19 protein-coding genes are annotated in these 20,286 nt (G+C 47.4%); 9 read left to right on the plus strand and 10 right to left on the minus strand.

Annotation, left to right across the window (positions count from 1 at the left end):
- Positions 1-227: 227 nt before the first annotated feature.
- Positions 228-722: a DUF2062 domain-containing protein gene (locus E1919_RS09120; protein ID WP_262888706.1), complete on the plus strand. Its 495-nt coding sequence runs from the start codon at positions 228-230 to the stop codon at positions 720-722.
- 131 nt (positions 723-853) lie between these two features.
- Here E1919_RS09120 and E1919_RS09125 read toward each other — a convergent pair whose 3' ends face one another.
- The 4 genes from E1919_RS09125 to E1919_RS09140 all read right to left on the minus strand — a co-directional run bounded on the left by E1919_RS09125 (position 854) and on the right by E1919_RS09140 (position 4,535).
- Complete coding sequence (locus tag E1919_RS09125; RefSeq protein ID WP_162053054.1) at positions 854-1,732, minus strand: OmpA/MotB family protein; 879 nt, start codon at positions 1,730-1,732, stop codon at positions 854-856.
- Between the two features lie 288 nt (positions 1,733-2,020).
- Entirely contained in the window at positions 2,021-2,908 is an 888-nt protein-coding gene (locus E1919_RS09130) for a bifunctional transcriptional activator/DNA repair enzyme AdaA (protein WP_162053055.1), read from the minus strand.
- Positions 2,909-3,008: 100 nt separating this feature from the next.
- The gene (locus E1919_RS09135; protein ID WP_162053056.1) at positions 3,009-3,728 is read right to left on the minus strand and encodes a tetratricopeptide repeat protein; all 720 of its coding nucleotides are present in this window, start codon (positions 3,726-3,728) and stop codon (positions 3,009-3,011) included.
- A 78-nt stretch (positions 3,729-3,806) separates the two neighbouring features.
- Positions 3,807-4,535, minus strand: coding sequence for a tetratricopeptide repeat protein (locus tag E1919_RS09140; protein WP_162053057.1), 729 nt, complete (start codon positions 4,533-4,535; stop codon positions 3,807-3,809).
- Positions 4,536-4,741: 206 nt separating this feature from the next.
- On the opposite strand from E1919_RS09140, the gene parS reads away from it, so the two are divergent.
- The 3 genes from parS to E1919_RS09155 all read left to right on the plus strand — a co-directional run bounded on the left by parS (position 4,742) and on the right by E1919_RS09155 (position 7,045).
- Positions 4,742-5,164, plus strand: coding sequence for a type II RES/Xre toxin-antitoxin system antitoxin (gene parS, locus E1919_RS09145; protein WP_162053058.1), 423 nt, complete (start codon positions 4,742-4,744; stop codon positions 5,162-5,164).
- Positions 5,161-5,628 (plus strand): RES family NAD+ phosphorylase, encoded by a 468-nt coding sequence (locus tag E1919_RS09150; protein ID WP_162053059.1) that lies wholly within the window; start codon positions 5,161-5,163, stop codon positions 5,626-5,628. Before parS ends, E1919_RS09150 begins: the two co-directional genes overlap by 4 nt.
- A gap of 157 nt (positions 5,629-5,785) precedes the next feature.
- The gene (locus E1919_RS09155) at positions 5,786-7,045 is read left to right on the plus strand and encodes an alkaline phosphatase family protein (protein ID WP_162053060.1); all 1,260 of its coding nucleotides are present in this window, start codon (positions 5,786-5,788) and stop codon (positions 7,043-7,045) included.
- Positions 7,046-7,149: 104 nt separating this feature from the next.
- Here E1919_RS09155 and E1919_RS09160 read toward each other — a convergent pair whose 3' ends face one another.
- The 5 genes from E1919_RS09160 to E1919_RS09180 all read right to left on the minus strand — a co-directional run bounded on the left by E1919_RS09160 (position 7,150) and on the right by E1919_RS09180 (position 11,659).
- Positions 7,150-7,767 carry a hypothetical protein gene (locus E1919_RS09160; protein WP_237144197.1) on the minus strand — a complete coding sequence of 206 codons (618 nt, stop codon included), beginning with the start codon at positions 7,765-7,767 and terminating at the stop codon, positions 7,150-7,152.
- Positions 7,768-8,203: 436 nt separating this feature from the next.
- Positions 8,204-8,404 (minus strand): MBL fold metallo-hydrolase RNA specificity domain-containing protein, encoded by a 201-nt coding sequence (locus E1919_RS28100; RefSeq protein ID WP_162053141.1) that lies wholly within the window; start codon positions 8,402-8,404, stop codon positions 8,204-8,206.
- 95 nt (positions 8,405-8,499) lie between these two features.
- The gene (locus E1919_RS09170; RefSeq protein ID WP_162053061.1) at positions 8,500-9,531 is read right to left on the minus strand and encodes an N-acetylmuramoyl-L-alanine amidase family protein; all 1,032 of its coding nucleotides are present in this window, start codon (positions 9,529-9,531) and stop codon (positions 8,500-8,502) included.
- Between the two features lie 320 nt (positions 9,532-9,851).
- Positions 9,852-10,598, minus strand: coding sequence for a LytR/AlgR family response regulator transcription factor (locus E1919_RS09175; RefSeq protein ID WP_162053062.1), 747 nt, complete (start codon positions 10,596-10,598; stop codon positions 9,852-9,854).
- Complete coding sequence (locus tag E1919_RS09180; protein WP_162053063.1) at positions 10,595-11,659, minus strand: sensor histidine kinase; 1,065 nt, start codon at positions 11,657-11,659, stop codon at positions 10,595-10,597. The genes E1919_RS09175 and E1919_RS09180 overlap by 4 nt, the downstream gene beginning before the upstream one ends.
- A gap of 265 nt (positions 11,660-11,924) precedes the next feature.
- Between E1919_RS09180 and E1919_RS09185 the strand changes: the two genes are divergently transcribed.
- From E1919_RS09185 to E1919_RS09205, 5 genes are all read left to right on the plus strand, one after another.
- Positions 11,925-14,882, plus strand: coding sequence for an outer membrane beta-barrel family protein (locus E1919_RS09185; RefSeq protein ID WP_162053064.1), 2,958 nt, complete (start codon positions 11,925-11,927; stop codon positions 14,880-14,882).
- Between the two features lie 91 nt (positions 14,883-14,973).
- On the plus strand, positions 14,974-15,651 hold the full coding sequence (locus E1919_RS09190; protein WP_162053065.1) for a YceI family protein: 678 nt from the start codon (positions 14,974-14,976) through the stop codon (positions 15,649-15,651).
- A 78-nt stretch (positions 15,652-15,729) separates the two neighbouring features.
- A complete protein-coding gene (locus E1919_RS09195) occupies positions 15,730-16,320 on the plus strand; it encodes a dioxygenase family protein (protein ID WP_162053066.1) in 591 nt (196 codons plus the stop codon).
- A gap of 416 nt (positions 16,321-16,736) precedes the next feature.
- A complete protein-coding gene (locus tag E1919_RS09200) occupies positions 16,737-17,561 on the plus strand; it encodes a ZIP family metal transporter (RefSeq protein ID WP_162053067.1) in 825 nt (274 codons plus the stop codon).
- 280 nt (positions 17,562-17,841) lie between these two features.
- Complete coding sequence (locus E1919_RS09205; RefSeq protein WP_162053068.1) at positions 17,842-19,044, plus strand: GAF domain-containing sensor histidine kinase; 1,203 nt, start codon at positions 17,842-17,844, stop codon at positions 19,042-19,044.
- Between the two features lie 30 nt (positions 19,045-19,074).
- On the opposite strand, the gene E1919_RS09210 is transcribed toward E1919_RS09205, so the two are convergent.
- Entirely contained in the window at positions 19,075-20,157 is a 1,083-nt protein-coding gene (locus E1919_RS09210; RefSeq protein WP_162053069.1) for an FUSC family protein, read from the minus strand.
- Positions 20,158-20,286: the final 129 nt, after the last annotated feature.

Consider the following 20,286-nt stretch of genomic DNA (forward strand, 5'->3'; position numbering starts at 1 on the left):
ATATCAGCTCATATTATTTCCAAAATCGCTTTACTCAGGTTTTTTACCCGCCTTTCAACTTTTGGAGCAAATGTACTGTTGGTAAAATAAATTAAATGCTGGTAGGTTACTTTTGAGTTGATATAGTATAATAGTTGCTATACCGGCATCATTTGGATGACTCGGCTATTTTTGTAGTTTCTCATAAATATTGCCGTTCAAGTGTCATATTGCTCAATCTAAACTCATTGTCCATTTCAGGCGTTATCTCAAACTTTTTTAAGCGGAGGGTTGGTCTACCTGTGCTCAACCTGCTAAGGCAGGGCATGACGCCACACAAACTGGCTGCCACAGTAGCTGCAGGCACAGTGATTGGGATAATGCCGGCGCTGGGGCTTACCACCATCCTTTGTACTGCCGTTGCAGCACGCTTCCGGCTTAACATAGCCGCTACCGTTCTGGTGAGTTACCTTGTGCAGCCGCTGCAGTTGCTGCTGGCGCTTCCTTTTATCCGAATGGGCATCAGCCTGTTTGGCTTGTCTGAGCTTCGGCTTTCTTTAACTGAGATGCAGGCTATGTTCAAAGCAGATTGGCTGCATGCTCTGAATAAACTTTGGCAGGCCTGTTTAGCCGGTGTTTCAGTATGGGGACTTATGGCATTGCCTTTGGGAGGGCTACTGTATGTGTTGCTACTGCCTGTATTAAAGCGCGTACTGCCAAAACCACAGGAGTCAGTTGTTTAGGAAGAGGAACTGAATTAACGTGAGTTAGATAATCAAAACTTAATAAAAGCAAAGGCCGGCTTAAGTGTAGCCGGCCTTTGCTTTTAGGGGACACAAGTCTTTTGTGCTATGTCAGATTACCTTTGTCAATATCATGTTGTCTCCAGAATCTGGAACAGCTCATCCAGTTTAGGTGTGAGGATAATTTCTGTGCGGCGGTTTTTCTGACGTGCCTCTTTAGTGGTGGCTTCGTCGAGTGGTATGTATTTGGAGCGGCCAGATGGTGTTACGCGCTGTGGGTCAACGCCGGCATTAGCCAGTATGCGCGTTATCTCTGTGGCGCGAAGCACGCTGAGGTCCCAGTTATCCTGCATACCGACCGTACCTCTGGCAATCGGCACATCATCGGTATGGCCCTCTACCAGTACATTCACGTCTTTCTGTTCTTTAAGCACAACTGCCAGCTTTTTTAGGGCATCTACTCCCTTCGGGTCCACTTTGGTAGAACCAGAGTTAAACAGCAACTGCTCTGCCAAAGACACATATACTTTTCCGTTGCGCACGTCGATGGTCAGGTCTTTGTCATTGAAGCCAAGGAGGGCGTTGCTCACTCTGCTGCGCAGGTTGGCCACGGCTTTATCTTTTTCATCCAGGATGCGCTGCAACTCTGCCAGGCGCTGCTCGCGTGCCTGTAGGTCTGCATTCAGCCGCTCGATCTGAGACTTACTCATGTTCAGGTTTTCCCCCAACGTTTTCCCTTCTTTCAGGGCCTGTGCCAGGCTCTGCTGGTACTCAGCTTTTTCCTGCTCCAGCAGTGCACGTTCCTGCTCCAGGTTAGCCTTTGCCTGCTCAAGGGATGCTTTTTGCTGCTCCAGCGTTGCTTTCTCCGTCTCTAAACCAGACTTGTCTACCTCCAAGGCATTTTTACGGGCCATTAGGTCCTCGTACTTCTTTTTCGATACCACGCAAGAGGATAGGGCCATGCTTCCTGCCAGCAGGTAGACAGACACTCTCAGTAGATTCTTTTTCATATGTTTTGGCTAAAAGTTTATCATAGGATGATGAACAAATATAGTAAAATATGATACACCTGATCAGGAAGGTTTTCCACAATTTTATTTCCCTTCAAGCAACTGTCAGACCAGCGATTGTGTGTGAAAATGCCTGTGCCAGCGGCATGGTCCAAAGCTCCTGCACGATAATAGTAGTCTCTTGTAATATTTACCTTTAAGGTTTGTTCAATAATCCGTTAATCAGCAAGCTGTTATTTATAACAAACAACAGCGGCGGAATTGGACTGCGGAAGCATACTCTTTACTTCATTTTGCATAAGTACTTTCCTCAAAGAGGGGCAACTGCTGATTTGCTGTTGTTTCTGGCATTTCCTCCCGGTGCTGCGCTGCTTCCCAGCCAATCATAGCCATTTTGCGCTCACTTCCCCAACGATAGTCTCCAATACCGCCCACACTTTTAATGACCCGGTGGCATGGTATGAGGAAAGCAATGGGATTGTTGCCGATGGCGGTTCCAACTGCCCTGCTGGCGGCTGGGTTTCCGATTTCCCGGGCGAGAGCGGAGTAGGAGGTAAGTTGCCCTTCCGGTATACGCAACAGTGCCTCCCATACTTTCAGTTGAAAAGGAGTTCCCTGCAGGTGCAACGCAAGTTTCTGCTGTGGCCTAAGCTGATATTGGAAGAACTGATGCACCTGTTGGTGTAAAGCCTCCTGCCGGAGGTGTAAAGCCGCCTTTGGCCATAGTGCCTGTAGATCTGTCAGCGCCTCCTGTTCAGACTTGTAGAAGTGAAGGTGGCAAATTCCCTTTGCGGTGGATGCTATGATATAATCTCCGAACTGGCAGGAGCCCAGGCTGTAACTGATGTGCAGCTGCTCGCCTTGCCTTTTAAAATGGCCCGGGGTAATGCCTTCTATTTGCAGGAAAAGGTCGTGCAGGCGGCTGGTGCCGGAGAGACCGCTCCTATCTGCCGCCTCTGCAAGCGTGGCTGACTGAGCCAGTGCTACTTTGGCATGGTGCAGTGTGAGGTACTGCAGAAACTTTTTAGGGCTCACGCCAGCCCACGCAGTAAACACGCGCTGAAAATGGAAGGGGCTCATGCAGACATGTGCAGCTATTTCGTCCAGGTCAGGCTGCCCCTTTGCCTGCGCCCGAATATAAGTCAGGGCCCTGGCTACTGTTTCATAGTGGTTCATGCTGTGAAGTACCAAAAACCATGCGTCACTTTCAACCCGATTCTTGCTGATTTCGGGGTACTAAAAAATAAGCCCCTGCATGAGTGCAGAGGCTTTAGTTTTATTCGTTGCTGCTGGTTGGTATGCCAGACCGGAAGAAGCCTTTCGGGTCCGGCATCTGGTCTGTCAATTCTGTTATGTAGTTATAGTCAATTTGGGTCATGTTTATCGCGCGGCTTTTGTGCAGGTAATCCCAAGCATCGCTGTACTTCTTCTCATAGAATTTTACTTTCGAGAGGTTGTAAAGCGCAAAAGCATTTGCTGTATCTGCTGTGATAGCTTCAGAGAGATACTTGTTCGCTTTTTTAAGGTCTTTCTTTTTCTTTTTGCCCTCACTGTATACTTTCAGGTAAGTTGCAGCGATGTCTGACAGCAACAAAGAGTTTGTTGGGTCATATCCAAGCGCTTTCTCATAATGTATGATTGCCTCTTCGGTTTGCCCTTTGGCTGAAGTAACCAATCCAAAAGCCCAATGTGTGTCTTTGTTGTCAGGGTTCAGGAGCCAGGCCAGGTTAAAACGGTACACTGCGGTATCAAGCTGCCCCTCGTTCATATACTCCCAGCCACGCTCCATAAAGAAGCTGCTGGCTTCCTGGCGGCTGGCAAAGCTCTTGTCGCAACTGGTCAGGAACTTCTCATCCTTTTTCTGCTGCTCTTCTGTTTTCGCTTTTCCCCCGAACATTGGCAGCACCTGCGGGTTCTGCTCAGCTGGCTGCTCCTGTGCAAAGCTAATGGAGGTGGCACAAAAAATGGCGACGGCGGCTAAAAGTAATTTCTTCATTTTCAGATTTATTCGATATAAAGCAGTTAATATGGCTGCTGAAATATAAAAGTAAGTTAATGTCTACTATTTCGCAAGCTACAGCATCTGTTGCGGTGTATACACCCTTTGTGGGTCTTGCTTCTTCTCTAACAAGGCGGCAATAAAGGTTTTATCTGCAATTTCTTTGTCGCGTTGGATGCTCTTGTGCAGATAAGTCCAGGCGCTGCCATACTCCCGAAGGTAATAACAGTTTATGGCTAGCTTATAATAAGCATCCGCCTCGTTCGGGGAAAGTTGCACGGCCTGTTCCAACAACTTTCTGCTTTGCATCAGGTCCTCCGGATCCGCTTTTGCATAAAAGCGGCTCAGATGGCTGGTGGCCACATCGTTGAGCAGGCGCGGGTTTTGTTTGTCTTTCTCCAGCGCACGGTAAAGCAGGAACAACGCCTCGTCATACTTTTGTTCCCGCCCATACACAATGCCATATCCCCAGAAGATGTCGTTGTTGGTGCTATCCATCAGGTAGGCACGGCCAAAAAGGTAGGAGGCTGAATCCTGCTTCCTGTCGTTGAAAGCACGCTGGGCTTGCAGCACATAATACTCACTTGCCAGTTTCCGGCTCTTGAACCGGTCTGCATTCTCCTGCAGAAACTTCTCCTGCTTTGCCTTCGCTTCCGGCGTTTCCGGCTCCATTACCGGCACAACATCGGCCATGGAGAGTGTTGGGTGCTTAGGCATATTATTACTTTCCGTTAGCGCATTTTGGGTGTTGCAGGCACTTATACCTAAAGCAAGGCCAACTGCCACCACCATATATTTTCGCATTGATACTACTGGTTGTTTGGCCTACGTAACGTCTGACCAGCAGAATTAGTGCTTCTTCAATTAAAAACAAGCTTGCACCTGCAGGATTATGTAGCGCATGATACATCTTTTAGTCACACAATCGCGTTCCCTGAAAACTATTTTGCGACAATTGGCGTTAAAATCATGACAAGTTTCTTATATTTGAGACATAAAGCATTTTAACCATGGGACAGGCACTCACCAACGATCTTAGCTACAAGCAAATTGACGACCGGGACGTATTTATGCTTATTAGCACAGTACGGGAAGGCATAAAGTATGCCCTGTTTCAGTACATAGCCGACAAAAGCCCTTTCAGCACCACAGAGTGGTCTAATTTTTTGCACCTGTCGGAGCGTACGTTCCAGCGCTATAAGAAAGACAAGCGCACCTTCGACCCACTGCACTCCGAGAAAATACTAGAGATAACGCTGGTATATAATAAAGGCGTAGAGGTTTTTGGCGATAAAGCAAATTTTGATGCCTGGCTGGGTGCGAAAAATGTGGCCTTGGGAGGCATCAAACCCAAAGAGCTTTTGGATAGTACCTTTGGCATAGGGCTGCTGAAGGACGAACTGACACGCATTGAGCATGGTGTATTGGCATGATCGTATACCGGCTCAGCAGGGGTAAGTTTAGGAATGATCTTTCTGGCCGTGGTGCCGAACTAGCAGGCGGCCGCTGGAACAGCAAAGGCATCGCCATCCTGTATACCAGCGAGTCAATTGCCCTTTGCACCGTGGAAATAGCCGTGCATATGCCCTTAGGCATCGTACCTGCTGATTACTATCTCGTGCGTATCCACATTCCGGATGACGCCCCCACCAAAGAACTTGCTCCCGAAGAACTACCTGCAGACTGGAAGAGCTTTCCGCATGCCAACAGTACACAGGAAATAGGGGATGCTTTTGTGCTGAAGAGCGAACACCTGGTGCTGAAAGTACATTCGGCCACTGTACAAGGCACCTATAACTACCTGGTAAACCCCCGTCACGCAGATTTTGGAAAAGTAGCGGCTATAGAGGCCGTGCCCTTTGAGTTTGACAAGCGCCTGTTTGTAAAAGAAGCCTGATTACCTACTATTCAAAAAAGCTGCTTCCTCAACAAGACGCTGCTATTGCTGCCCCGCCATTGCCTGCACGTTAATTAAAATTCACTGGCAAGCGAACTTAATTCTAAAATAATACAAGGTGCAGTTTTGCAAAGAATTTTGGAATTACCTTTGTCCTATGAAAAAGTACCTCCTCCTTTTGTGCATCTTAACAGAGGTAGCCACCGCCTCCGCACAGGTAGACATCACCCAAAAAGTAATTCCTAACAGGCAGAATAGCCCAGAGCAACAGCAGAAGCCGTACGTGATTATGATTTCGGCAGATGGCTTCCGGTACGACTATGCTGATAAATACCAGGCTGAAAACCTGCTGACTTTGCGGGAGCAGGGCGTGCAGGCGGAATCGATGTTGCCATCATTTCCTTCCAAGACTTTCCCGAACCATTACACCCTTGTTACGGGTATGTATCCGGCAACACATGGGCTCATCAACAATTACTTCTATGACCCGCAGCGCAGAGAGAGCTATTCTATGCGTGAGAGACATAAGGTGGAGGACGGGAGTTGGTACGGCGGTGTACCGCTTTGGGTGCTGGCGGAACAGCAGCAAATGCTGAGTGCCAGTTTCTACTGGGTTGGCTCTGAGGCTCCGATTCAGGGTGTGCTGCCTACGTATCATTACGAATATAACGAGGCTATTCCTTTTAATGAGCGGGTGCAGGTGGTGTTAGATTGGCTGAACCTGCCGGAAGCGGAGCGGCCGCACCTGATTACCTTTTATATGCCGGAAGTGGATCATGCGGGTCACAGCTATGGCCCTGATGCCCCGGAAACAAGAGCAGCAGTGAAGGAACTGGATGAAAACATTAAAAAACTGACGGATGCGGTGGCCACAACAGGCTTGCCTGTAAACTATATTTTTGTGTCGGACCATGGGATGACGCAAATAGATACTGAAAACACCTTGCTTTTGCCTGCTGCCGTAGATACGGCGAAGTTCCAGGTATCGGGTGGTGGTATGGTGGTGGAGCTCCACGCTAAAGATGAGAGCGCCATCAAAAGCACGTACAGAAAGCTAAAGCAGGAAGCAAAGGATTATAAAGTATACCGCAAAACGAACATGCCCGCCCACCTGCAATATGGAGCCAAAGACGATGCATACAATAGGGTGGGGGATATTCTGCTGCTAACAGAAGCGCCGAAGGTCTTTCATTTTTCAACGCGCAAACCTGCACCGGGAGCGCATGGTTATGACCCGGTATCGGTGAAGGACATGCATGCGACCTTTTACGCATGGGGGCCAGCCTTCAAGAAAGGAGAAAGAGTAGCATCTTTTCGGAATATACATGTTTACCCGGTGGTGGCGGAGATACTGGGGTTAAAGTATAACCATAAGATTGATGGTAAAAAGAAGCTGGCAAAGGAAATACTGCACTGATGTAAGGCAAAAAAGCTCCGAAAGCCTTTTAGTCAGACATAAAAAAGCCGGCTCCATCATTTAATAGAGCCGGCTTTTAATTTAAAGCATGTAAACTTCTGTTACTAGTTGTTTCTGCCAGGCAGGTAAATCTGAAGACCTACTGCTAATGACAATCCAGTTTGAGCAGCATCATCGATGTCGACATTAGCACTACTTCTTATTAAGTTGAGCGTTCCTTCCAAGGCCACGTTACTAGCTACAAAATGAGCGTAACCGGCTCTGACACCATATACGCGGGAAAGAATGGCATCACCATCACTGTCTTCTTCAGAGCTACCTGCAAGACCAATAACAGCCTCACCAAACCATCTGTTAGTAGCTGATGCTCCTTCTGGGAAGTAGTAACGTATAAATGGCGTTAGTCCATAACGCCAGCTTTCACCTCCATCATAGATGGAAAGGCCAAGCTGAGCAGACGCACCAATGGCTGCATTATCGCTGATAAAGTAACCTGCTCTTGGTGAAACGTCAAAGTTGAAGGTTTCAGACTTAAAGTTATGGCCGATGTTACCAATGTCTGCTCCAACAAGCCAGTTACCCTCCTGTATAGCTTCACTAGAAACAGGTGCACTTGTCTGAGGCCTTGGTAGGTCTTGTAATGTTTGCGCATTTGCACCTAATGTAAGTGCTAGCAATAATGCTGGGAGTAAAAATAAGCGTTTCATAGTTTTCTCTTTCATGGTTTTAAAAATTGTATTCATATCTTCTATTTACAATACATATATGTAAACGCCAAAGAGTCATAATTGTTCGGAAAAATGGGTAATATGCTTGTTTTAAAAGGTTTTAGCCTTTAAATGAGAGGCTAAGAGAGAGTTAGGTTAGCAAAACCAAATTGCATAAAACCTGCGCCGCTGCTCTTGGAGGTCGGTCCGGAAACTATAACAAAGGATAAAGGTTTTTACGGCTCCTTGAAAAGTGTGATGAACGAATTAGCCAGAAATAGCACTCATCTGCTGGTGTTCTGTTTTAAAAATGTATGGTGCCGCAGCTGCGGTTATACCTCAGTTACAGAGCGAACAGACCGTGCTGATGTGGTGCAGATGCACGTATAGAAAAGCGACCTCGCCTGGCTTTCTTTATTTTGTTTGGAGGCTTAAAATTTGCGGATATTAGTCACAGTTTATACACCTTGTCTAACTCTGTTGCGGTTACAGCGCAGTCGTAGGTGTCTCCTACTTTCTTCTTGAGAGCTTCTGTAGCCCCTTTCTCCCCATGGATGAGAAAGATTTGTTTGGGGGTTTCCTTGAAATGGCCAAACCACCAAAGCAGATCCCCCTGTTCGGCGTGTGCAGAAAGAGAGCCAATATGGCTTATCTCAGCATGTACTTAGAATTGGAGGTTTGTAGTAGCCTTGCAATTAAAGACGGTTAAAATCAGAAGGGCAGCCCACTGCGGCTGCCCTTCTGATTTTATCGGGACTTGTAATCAGCTATAATGCCATCGCTAATCCAGTTGGCAAGTGCCTGTCTATTGTTTGCTATTACGAATCGCCTTTGATCCAAATCATTGCGAATATTGCCAAGTTCGATGAAAACGGTAGGCGGATGCGTGTATTTAATGACGTACAGGCTACTGCGGTGGGACACATTACCGAAGTAGTCGCGGTTTGGCTGGTAGCGTTTGTACTTAGATGTAAATGTCTGGTGTATTGTTTCTGCCATTTTCTGGCCCAATGCGCTGTTCTCGTGGTGGTAAAAGAACACATCAATATTCTGGCTCTTGCTGCGGCTATCCACGTGTATCGCCAGCATGCGCTGGTAGGCACCTTTGTGCTGTGCATACAGGTTATTGATTGCGCGGGTGCGTTGGCGGAGGCGTTCCCTCTGGCTGTAGGATATTTTTTCGTTAGGATAATTTATCTCATCGGTATCCATCACCAGCACATTTTCATCGCGGATGCCGTCATTCGGGTCCTGCACAATCATGTACACAGTCGCGCCATGCTCCATCAGCACCCGGGCCAAACGAATGGTGACATCGTAGGCATATTCATCTTCGGCAAGCTGGTAAGAGCCGTATTTTCCAACAGCGCCCGGATCCGGGCCGCCATGCCCGGAAGTCAGGTAATAGACAGCCCCTTTTAGTTGCTGGTCTTTCACTTCTACATTCGCATATTTATCGCCGAACAGCGAAACGTTCATCCCTTTATGCGCTGCTGCTTTGCTTTTTGATACAGCACTTGCAGGAGCATCGGCAGCTGTGCCAGAGGAAACTGATGGCAGTAAATAAGTTTTACCGGCAAACAGGCTGTTGTCTTTGCCAATGTTGCCCTGGTTTAGCTCCAGAAAAGAGTTCAGGTGATTCGAAAAGTCTAGCCCATGCCGACGAAGCAGGGTGTAAATTCCGTCCCCTTTCTTTGCCACAACCTTCAGATAGGTGTCCTGGCCATAGGTTGTCAGGTTGATAACAAGCAGGAAAAACAGCGTTAAATATGTTTTCAAAACATCAGATTTTTTCGGCACACGACATATTTCATGCGATAATACTAAGAAAAATCAAGGAAGGAAAATTTAGAAACTTTACGAAGTGTACCTGTTCTATAGCCTAATGCACCTGCTTATACAATCTAATGAATTGCTTATCAGAAGGATGTAAGCCAGGCGTGTGTGGCAAAACAGAATTTTAGCGGATGCTTAATTTTCAAAGCTGATGTTCAGGAGTCCTGAGCAGAAATGCACCCCCAGCAATGGTGGTAACAGTACAGTATGGCTGGAGCTAGCGTAGCTTTACAAAAAATAAGGTGTGGAATAAGCCTGAGTGATTATGTCCAGCGACTGAGAAACTGGTTAAATGCCTCCTTGTATTGGTCACTGACGGCAATGTTAGTCTCGCCGATCTGTACTCTGTTACGGGAAACAGCGCTTATCTTATCCAGCGCCACAATATAGGAGCGGTGGATGCGCATGAATTTTCTTGCCGGCAGCTTTTCCTCCAGTGCTTTCAAGCTTGTAAGTGACAGGATAGGTTTAGTATCGCTCTCGAGGTGCACCTTCACATAATCCTTCAGTCCCTCAATGTAAAGAATGTCGCTAAAAGCGATGCGCACTAACTGGTATTCCACCTTTAGGAAGAGATACTCTTCCTCCGGCGCTGCAACTGAAGCTTGCAATGCTGCCGGCGCTGGTTTCTGAATCAGACCGGCATAAGCCTGGGCCTTACTGGCAGCCTTCAGGAAATCGGCATAATTGAAGGGTTTAACCAGGTAATCCAGCGCATCTACTTTATACCCCTCCAGCGCATATTGGCTGAAGGCGGTTGTGAAGATAATGCGTGGGCCGATGCCATACTCTCCTTTGTCCAGCACCCGCGCTAGCTCAATGCCGCTGAGGTCAGGCATCTGGATATCCAGAAACACCAGATCCACCGGCTGCTGATGGAGCCCCTGCAATGCCTCCACGGCGCTGGAGTAGCGTCCGACCAGCTGCAGGAAGGGTGTCTGTTCTATAAAGGCCGCAATCATTCCCAGGGCCAGCGGTTCATCGTCAACGGCAATGCATTTGAGCGTCATGATAAGTTCAGCTTTAAGTTTACCCGGTATTCATTTTCCGGTGTCTTTTCTGTTACAGCAAGGGTATACTGCCCAGGATAGAGCAGGTCCAGTCGCCTGCTCGTGTTGGCCAGTCCAATACCACTGCTTTCCTCCAGTACCGTTCTCTTTTCAGGGAGCACCGTGTTGCGCACATCCAACTCCAAGACCTGCCCATGCTGCTGTATGGCTATATGTATGTTGCTAGGTAGTAAAGCGCTTACACCGTGTTTAAAAGCATTTTCCACATAAGGGAGAAACAACATCGGCGCCACCGGCACATCACGCAAAGGCATTGGTGGTTCAAACGTTACCGTCACTTTTTCTGTTAATCGCAGTTTCATCAGGTTGATGTAGTCCTGCATAAACTCAATCTCTTTGCTGAGCAGGGTGGTGCCGGACTGTGTCTCGTACAGGACATACCGCATCATTCTGGATAAGGTATGGAGCGCCTCCCGTGAAGTTTCGATGTTTATCATTGTGAGGGCGTAGATGCTGTGGAGGGTATTAAAGAAGAAGTGCGGGTTAATCTGCGCTTTCAGAAATGAAAGTTCAGAGCTAATCTTTTGCCGCTCCAGGCTTTGCCTTATCTCGGTGTCTTTCTGCCATTTTTGTACGGTTTTAATGCTGGTGCTTATTCCCAGCACCAGCAGGGTGGCCAGCAGCATCACAGGGTTTATGTGCATGCCTTTACGATGAGGCTGCGCAGCTTCATCTGGATTGAAAGCCCGGTGCATCAGTTCAGGCAAATTCAGCCATGTGTCTATGACGAAGCCTGCCAGCATTATGAATACAACAGCTCCCAGAACGCTTGCAGTAAACGCACCCAAACGGTTCTTAAACAGGAGCCGTGGTACCAGCATGAGCGTGTTCAGGTAAAACAAACTCACCCACATGACAAAGACAAGTCCCTGTTTTACCCAAAACTGTATGGGAAGTTCTATATCCCAGGCCAAAGGCTGGCAAAGGAGCAGTAGTAGCCCCAGCAGTACCAGCAACTGAATCAGGAGGTACCCGTGGCGATTTATGAAGGTGTTTGCCATTGTAAGGCTTAAGTTATCATTATATAGACAAACATAAAATTATTGTACTACTGAAGCCTTTCTTATCTGCCGTTCAAGCGTTTTCACCGACCGTTTGCCGGTATTTCATCTATACTTCACTACATGGGCAGGATATTCAACGGATATATAAAACCATCGGCTGTCAGGAGTCATTCGTCGGCGTTTAGTCGCTGCCAATCTATTCTGTTTTTTTATCCGCTTAAGAAAGATTTGCTTTGTTCAGTTCTTTTTGAAAATCGACGCCATGAAAAAAACATATCTCTCTGCTCTCGTGCTAGCCTGCCTGTGCCAGGTCGCCGTTGCGCAGTCTCCCTCAGACGGAGGGGGGCTTTTAGCTTCCAGCAGCCCGGTCAACGCGGCTGCTTCACAGAAAAATGTAGCCGGCCGTATTACGGGTACAGTGGTTGACGCTGACACGCAGCAGCCGGTTCCGTATGCGACTATTGCCTTGGTGAACCCCGCTACAAGCAAACCGGTGGATGGCACGATGGCCGACGACCAGGGCCGGTTCTCTCTCGAAAAGGTAGCCAGCGGTACCTATAGGGTAGCCATTTCCTTTATCGGCTATGAGGCAAAGACCATAGACATAGAGGTAACAAATGCAGCCGTTGACCTGGGAAAAATCACCATCAGCTCTACTGCAAAAGCACTTCAGGAGGTAGTGGTGGAAGGACAGCGGGCCATGATTGAGGAGAAGGTAGACCGCACAGTATATAACGCCGAAAATGATGAGTCGAACAGGGGCGGTGATGCTGCAGACGTGCTGCGCAAAGTGCCAATGCTTTCTGTTGATTTAGACGGAAACGTGTCGATGCGCGGCAGCCAGAATATCCGGGTATTGATAAATAACCGTCCCTCTACCATCACAGCCGGTAGCGTGGCCGATGCCCTGAAGCAGATTCCGGCGGACATGATTAAGTCTGTTGAGGTTATCACGTCTCCATCTGCAAAATATGATGCGGAAGGCTCAGCAGGTATCATCAATATCGTCACCAAAAAGAACACCCTGCAGGGCGGTACCCTGAACATTGACACCGGCGTTGGTTTAAGAGGGTCCAACCTGGGCCTGAATGGCAGCTACCGTGTTGGTAAAATGGGTTTCTCTCTGGGAGGGTTTGGCCGTGCCGGCTATAACATGCCCGGCAGCTTTGAAAACGAGCAGTCAACAGTAACAGATAATCAGCAGAATACTATTCGTCAGGAGTCGGATATGCGGAACAACATGATGTTCGGTCGCTATACATTTGGCTGGGACTATGACATCAATGAAAAGAACTACATAAATGCCTCTGTGCAGTATGGCCTTCGCAACGGTCATAATTTCCAGGACGGTCTGCTTACGCAGCGTTACCAGGAAGGCACCTTGTTTAGCAGCACGCTTCGGGATGTGGAAGTGACGGATAATTCCGGCACAGTTGACGTAAACCTTAACTATACCCACACCATTAAGCCGCAGCAGGAATTCAGTATCCTGACGCAGTTTAGCCGAAACAACCGCACCAACGACTTCCTGAACGAAATATACAACAGTAGCGGGAGCGATTTGGAGAGCCGCCTGAAAAATATAAACGAAAGCTTTAACCAGGAGTCTACTGTGCAGCTGGATTATACCAACCCGATCGGCAAGAACCAGATGGTGGAGTTGGGGGCGAAGCAGATCATGCGGCAGGTTACCAGCGACTATGAAACATTTACAGCCGGTGGAACAGGGCCATTCACGGTAGTGGAAGGAACTAACCTGAGCAACGTTTTCAACTATAATCAGAATATTTCAGCCGGTTATCTTTCCTACACCCTCACAACAGCCAACAACTACAGCATGAAAGCGGGTGCCCGTTACGAGTACACCACCATCAATGCTGATTTTGAAAACAGCGACGAAGCGGTGAATATCCCATCGTATGGTGTGCTGGTGCCAAGCATCAACCTCTCTAAAAGGCTGCAGGATGGTAACACCATCAAGCTGGCTTACAACCGCCGCATACAAAGGCCTTCGCTGCAGTTCCTGAACCCGAACGCACAGAACCCGAACCCTGCCTTCAGAACGGTGGGTAATCCAGAGTTGGACCCGGAATATACGAACAACTTTGAATTATCATACAGTACGTATTTCAAATCAACTTCCCTGAATTTCTCGACTTTTGTACGAAATACGAACAACTCTATACAGGCTGTTCGCACCAGAGCGGAGGATGGCGTGCTGGAAACTTCTTACTATAACATTGGTCAGGAAGAGGCTTATGGTGGAAGCGTGTTCGGCAGCATTAACCTGAGCAATAAACTTACTCTAAACGGCGGAGGGGATGTTTACTACGCCGTACTGAGCAACAACGTGGACGACCCGACCCAGCGTGCCAACAACAGCGGACTAGTGTACAACATACGCGCGATGGGTAATTATAACCTGGGGCAGGGCTGGGGCATACAGGGCTTTGGCTTCTACCGTGGCCGGCAGGTACAACTGCAGGGGGTACAGGGAGGCTTTGGAATCTATAGCCTGAACCTGAAAAAAGAATTCAACGAGCGGAGAGGCAGCATCGGCTTTGGTGCAGAGAACTTTCTGTCACCAACCATTAAAGTAAGAAATGAGCTGAATTCGCCAACCTTCAGCCAGACAAGCACCAATGTGATGCACAATATGAACTTTAAGGTGAACTTCAGCTACCGCATCGGTAAACTGACATCAGATGCGCCACGCAGGAGAAAGAAGTCAGTTAACAACGATGATTTGAAAGGTGGCAGTGAAGGCGGAGTGCAGGATGCCGGCGCACAGCAAGGTGGAGGAGCCCCTCAGGGAGGAGCACCAGGCATGACGCCGGGCGGTGCTGCAAGAACTGCCATGGGAGCAGGACAGAAACCTATGCAGGCACCAGCAGGAACACCAGCCGCACAACAGGCAGCCACAGACAGTGCAGCGACGCAGGCAGGCGGAATTACCGGGCGCTGGCAAGGTAAAATGGGAGAGCGTGACATCATACTGGACTTAGTTGCTGATGGCACTACATTGACTGGTACTGCACAGTCTCCTATGGGGCAAATGCCTATCTCAGATGGTACAGTTGCCGGTGATGCCATTTCGTTTATACTTTCCTCTGGCGAAGAAACAATCCTTTACAAAGGCATAACAGAAGACGGAAAGTTGTATCTTACTGTAGACTTGCAGGGCCGCGCAGTGGAAGGAATGTTGGAGCGGGTGAAGTAAAGCTTAAAGCAAAGCACCAGGGTAGTTTCCCCTGGTGCTTTAAATATTTATGATTGCAGACATTGTTTCTAAACCTTAAACTTTCCTCTATATGAAAAACTATCCAGTACTTTTAAGCACCCTGGCGCTTGCCACAGTGCTTTACAGTTCCAGCGTAACAGCAGCAGACAACCCTGCTAAAAAGGCTGCAACCACTGCAGTAGCTGCTACCACTTTACCGGTGAATACTGCCAGCAGCACCATGACCTGGAATGCAAAGAAGTTTGGCGGTGAGCATACCGGTAACGTGAAAATTGCAAATGGTAGTCTGGAAGTGAACGGACGCAAATTGGTAGGAGGCAATTTTGTAATTGACATGACCTCTATCACGGACACCGACATCACAAATCCTGGTTCCAACAAAAAGCTGACTGACCACTTGAAATCCGAAGATTTCTTTTCAGTGGAGAAGCATCCGAATGCCACTTTTAAGATAACCAGCGTAAGCCCTGTCGCAAAACCAAAAGCGGGAGAGCCCAACTACTCTGTAACCGGTGATCTGACCATAAAAGGAATAACAAACGCCATCACATTCCCGGCTAACGTTAAAATCAACGGGAAAAAGGCAGAAGCAACTGCTAAAATAGAGGTGGATCGCACGAAGTGGGACATTAAATACCGCTCAGGCTTGCTGGGTACAGCAGCTGATAAGATTATTGACGACACCTTTACCATAGATCTGATGCTTGTTGCGGGTGCCGGAAATCAGATAGTTGAAAGTAAGTTGTAATGAGTTAATCCTTTGAGGGTTGCTGAAACGTACAATAGAAGGAGGTTTCCTCTTTAAATCTTACTAACGTAAGGGTACATGAACATCACAAGGCGCCGTTTTTTTGCATTTATGTCCGCTTTGCCACTTATTGGCCTGGTTCCGGCGTTTCCTTTCTTAAAACGAATGGACGTGCTGGAGCCTACGCCGGAGTGTGATGACCATGACGATCCTACTCCCTCCCAAACAGAAGGCCCCTTTTATACCCCACGCTCTCCTGAAAGAAGTAGCCTCCGCGAAAATGGCATGAAGGGCATACCTTTGGTGCTGACCGGGCAGGTGCTGAATACGAAGTGCCAGCCTGTAGGAGGGGCTTTGCTTGATTGGTGGCATGCCGATGATAATGGCAACTATGACAATGATGGCTTTAACATGCGCGGACACCAATACACCGACAAGCAAGGCTATTTTAAACTGGAGACTATAGTGCCAGGCATATATACAGGGCGCACACGACACTTTCATGTAAAGGTAAAAGGACCTGGCAAATCTGTTCTCACCACGCAGCTCTACTTTCCAGGTGAAACAGGCAATGAGCGCGATTACATCTTCAAACCAGAACTCCTGATGAATGTTTCTGAAGGCGCACAAGGCACAAACGCCAGATTTACTTTCGTGCTGAAAGCATAGCAAACAGAGACTTTATATTGTCTCTGATAGATTTTCTATTTCATACAACCTAAACGAGGAACCTGGTTTGTTGCCAGGTTTTTCTTTTTCTAACAATGTTGAATCAGAAATCTTAGTCCAATACTCACTGATCCTGCAGAGTATATTTTATAACTTGACATATTCTTCTCCACGGAAGCGTGAGGGGTGGGTAGCTTTCCAACACCCAGACAAATTGCAACCTGAGTAGAGTGGCTTACTGACAATAGTTGCTTCTTTGTTACTTGGGGCAAACTTAAAGTGGAGGCGAACAGACATCTTTGGTGCAACAAATGCGTAAGCCAACGATGCTTGTAAGCAAAATAAAAGTATTGGCCGTGGGATCCGTTCTGGCACTTTGGTTTTAGCGCACCCTGAAGCGGGTTTTTAATATTTGAATGGAAAGTCTAGAAAATTATCTGAGGGAACTGGGGCCTGTTTATGCCGCTCTTATTGCTACCTTATTCACCTGGTTTTTAACATTGCTTGGGGCCTCTATGGTCTTTTTCTTCAGGTCGATGAGCAGGGCGTGGCACGATGTGATGCTGGGCTTTACAGGAGGTGTGATGCTGGCAGCCAGTTTCTGGTCGCTGCTGGCCCCATCTATTAGTTTAGCGGAAAAGGACTATCCGGGAATTAGCTGGTTGCCGGCAGCCGTGGGCTTTCTGGCAGGTGCGCTTTTTATATTTGGCTTAGATAAGCTGGCCCCGCACCTGCACATTAATTTTAAAGAAAATGAAACCGAGGGCTTAAAAACAAATTGGCATAAGACAACACTGCTCATCTTAGCCATCACGTTGCATAACATTCCGGAAGGCCTGGCTGTGGGGGTGCTCTTTGGTGCAGCGCATAATGGGATGGACGGTGTGACGTATGCTTCTGCTATTGCCTTGGCGATTGGTATAGGCCTGCAGAATTTTCCAGAGGGTTTTGCCGTGGCGATGCCCTTGCGCAGGCAGGGAGTCAGCAGAATGAAAAGCTTTGGGTATGGTCAGCTTTCAGCCGTAGTAGAACCTGTTGCCGGTGTGATAGGAGCCGCTGCAGTTATTACGGTGCAACCCATTCTGCCTTACGCGCTGGCTTTTGCGGCCGGAGCTATGATATTTGTAGTGGTGGAGGAGGTAATTCCTGAGACGCAGCGCGATAAAAACACCGATGTAGCTGTGCTGGGCCTTATAGGAGGTTTTGTGCTGATGATGGTGCTGGATGTTGCCTTTGGTTGAGAAAGGAATGATGACCTTAAGCTAAGGAAATATAGTAGACATGATATTAAAATGGCACGTTGTTCAATAAAGTCTTTCTTCACGTGTCTCTCCTTATGAACCGCTACAGTATAGCTGAACTTCTTGAAATGAACAGGTGTATGAATGTTGTCTGAGCTCAATTGAGTCAGTGAACAGAAAAAAAATTTGCCTTTTGCAGTAAAACTTTAAACTAAAATTAGTTTTTAGTAATTTAGTAAGAAGGCATTGTCGCAAAATACATTCATTATATCTATTCGTTTTGAATTCTACCAATATTGCTCTTACCGGAAAGCCAGAAACCATTGTTCCCTTAAATGATAAAGAACGTTTAGCAGCACTGTTTCGCTATGAGCTTCTGGATACACCGCCAGAGGCTTTTTTTGATAGAATTACCAGGCTTGCTTCCAGATTACTTAAAGCGCCCAGTGCTTTTGTTTCGCTTGTCGATAAGGACAGGGTATGGTATAAATCTAATTTTAGCTCGCTCGAAGTATCATGTGTAGACCGTGAAGACAGTCTTTGCTCGCTTACTATCATCAATGACGAAGACGTAACAGTTTTCGAAGACACCCATCTGGTACCGGGCCTGATGACAAGCCCTTATGTAAGTGCACCGGGTGGAATAAGATTTTATGCCGGTGCCCCACTTATCACCCGAGACAATTTTAACATTGGTACTGTGTGTGTTATAGATTCTGAGCCCCGGAGTGTAAAGGAAGAAGAGAAGGAAATATTAAAGGATTTGGCTAATCTGGTAGTGGAGCAAATTGAACTAAGGGCGCTCACGCGCAAAGCTACCAGAAAGCACGACGAACTTTACACGAATCTGGCGCATAATATTGCGGAGCCCATCAAAGAGCAACAAGTACTTTTAAATGAAGCATTGGTGTCGCCTGACAGTACAAATATCATCAGAAAGTTGCATGCTACTGTTAACGTTTTGCAGGAAAACCTGCAAATTATGCTGCAGGAGTCATTGCAGGAGGAGGAGTTAGTCGTGCGTCCGCAGCAGATAGCTGTATCCGAGATAGCTCGTTCTGTTGCTGTTGAATTTGAACCGCTGGCTAAGGCGAAACAGCAGGAATTGTTTTTTACAGTGGCCAGCAGACGCGAATTGTTTGTAGACCCTGATCTTATACGGGAGGCCCTGAGTAACCTGGTGAGCACCTCCATCAAGTATACTCCAAAAGGCAGCGCCATCGGATTGGATATCTACGAAAGCAATGGCATCTATAAAGTGGAAGTCAGTTCCGAAGATTCCGTGCTGACAAGACAGGATCTTCGTAAAGTTTTCTTCAAATATGCTGTTCTTACAGGTAAGACTACAGGCAACGAAGATGCATCAGGTATGGAATTGCCCAGAGCCAAGAGCATCATTGAACTAAACCAAGGCAGGATATGGGCAGAACCAATAGGCAATGAAAGCGGTAAAAAATTTGTAGTAGCTTTTAATGTTGAGTAACTAAACCTGGTGCTTGTGGCAAGCGAGTGCCTACGCCAACTTTATTTGTTTTACGGGATTTTGCCTTTCTGTTTCAGCCACTATGCGGTTCAAATCAGTCAGGATGCTCCCCACGTCACGAAGCGTTTCCAGCGATGAGATCCGCTTGAAATCCTGGAGGCAAAGTGCCTGCTCTGCGCGGGCCTTCAGAATGTTGTGCTTGAGAAGAGACAGGTTTTCTTCTGAGGTCACAATCATTGTATTGCCGAAAGCAGCGATACAGTCTGCTGTTGCCCCCATCGCTCTTTTCAGCTGCTGTATGTTATCATACTCCAACTGAAACACTTCGTTTAGTTGTAAGTCTGCAAGGCCTCTACGTATTCCCCTGATCTGAACCGTAATATGCTCCAGTTTACTTATGCCAACTGCTAACCGGCTCAGCCTGGTTCTTTTGTGCGTCAGAAACAGGTTATATTTCAGACTTTGTTCTGCCAGTTGCAGCGTCTGATGGCATCTGTCAGTTTCCTTAATCAGCGCATTTACTTCAGAGCGTCCTGTTTTCCTGTTTTTCCCGTTGTTGTCTAGCAGCACATTCAGGCTCTTTAGTGTTGTTGCAGACAGTCCGCTAAATGTGATAATGCTTTTCTCAACATCCGGTATGGCATTCTGAGGCACGATCAGCGCATTTATAAGCACCGCTATACCTGAACCTAATATTGTTTCAATAATTCTGGCAAAAGCGTAACCTTCTTCAGTTTGCCCGAAAGCAAGTACCAGAAATGAGCTGATGGCTACTTGTGAAATTACCTGCGGGTTCATCCGGAGCGCTTTAGAGATCCCCATGCCAAGCAGTATCACGAAGAAGATAGAAACAGCCCCCACATCAAACCAGTGCCCCATCAGCATGCTTAGTATCACGCCGCCCACTATCCCTATAAAGCGTTGTGTGGCTTTGTCGACAGAGTCTGCCACCGTGACCTGCACAGTGAGAATAGCGGCCAAAGCGGCGAAAAAAGGATATTCCGCTTGCAAAAGATTCTTGGCCACAAACCAGGAAAGGGCAGCTGCCAGGGCTGTTTTAAAAATCTGTAGCGTTAGCCCATACCGTGCTAATATGTCTGTTACTCTTTTCAATCAAATATTTTATGAAGCTGCTAAACTTTATATTACAGTATGCAAAGCTACTGTTTATTCCGAACGTGTGGCCCTTTATAGATGAAACTACCTATGTCTGATCCAGCTGATCAGGCACAGGTGGTAGCC

The sequence above is a fragment of the Pontibacter pamirensis genome (assembly GCF_010015475.1).
Taxonomy (GTDB): domain Bacteria; phylum Bacteroidota; class Bacteroidia; order Cytophagales; family Hymenobacteraceae; genus Pontibacter; species Pontibacter pamirensis.

Coding starts and splice junctions, on each gene's coding strand:
- E1919_RS09135 (WP_162053056.1), bottom strand. CDS start 3,728: ATGAAGAAATTACTTTTAGCCGCCGTCGCCATTTTTTGTGCCACCTCC.
- E1919_RS09175 (WP_162053062.1), bottom strand. CDS start 10,598: ATGACGCTCAAATGCATTGCCGTTGACGATGAACCGCTGGCCCTGGGA.
- E1919_RS09200 (WP_162053067.1), top strand. CDS start 16,737: ATGGAAAGTCTAGAAAATTATCTGAGGGAACTGGGGCCTGTTTATGCC.
- E1919_RS09155 (WP_162053060.1), top strand. CDS start 5,786: ATGAAAAAGTACCTCCTCCTTTTGTGCATCTTAACAGAGGTAGCCACC.
- parS (WP_162053058.1), top strand. CDS start 4,742: ATGGGACAGGCACTCACCAACGATCTTAGCTACAAGCAAATTGACGAC.
- E1919_RS09195 (WP_162053066.1), top strand. CDS start 15,730: ATGAACATCACAAGGCGCCGTTTTTTTGCATTTATGTCCGCTTTGCCA.
- E1919_RS09180 (WP_162053063.1), bottom strand. CDS start 11,659: ATGGCAAACACCTTCATAAATCGCCACGGGTACCTCCTGATTCAGTTG.
- E1919_RS09125 (WP_162053054.1), bottom strand. CDS start 1,732: ATGAAAAAGAATCTACTGAGAGTGTCTGTCTACCTGCTGGCAGGAAGC.
- E1919_RS09185 (WP_162053064.1), top strand. CDS start 11,925: ATGAAAAAAACATATCTCTCTGCTCTCGTGCTAGCCTGCCTGTGCCAG.
- E1919_RS09130 (WP_162053055.1), bottom strand. CDS start 2,908: ATGAACCACTATGAAACAGTAGCCAGGGCCCTGACTTATATTCGGGCG.
- E1919_RS09150 (WP_162053059.1), top strand. CDS start 5,161: ATGATCGTATACCGGCTCAGCAGGGGTAAGTTTAGGAATGATCTTTCT.
- E1919_RS09140 (WP_162053057.1), bottom strand. CDS start 4,535: ATGCGAAAATATATGGTGGTGGCAGTTGGCCTTGCTTTAGGTATAAGT.
- E1919_RS09160 (WP_237144197.1), bottom strand. CDS start 7,767: ATGAAAGAGAAAACTATGAAACGCTTATTTTTACTCCCAGCATTATTG.
- E1919_RS09190 (WP_162053065.1), top strand. CDS start 14,974: ATGAAAAACTATCCAGTACTTTTAAGCACCCTGGCGCTTGCCACAGTG.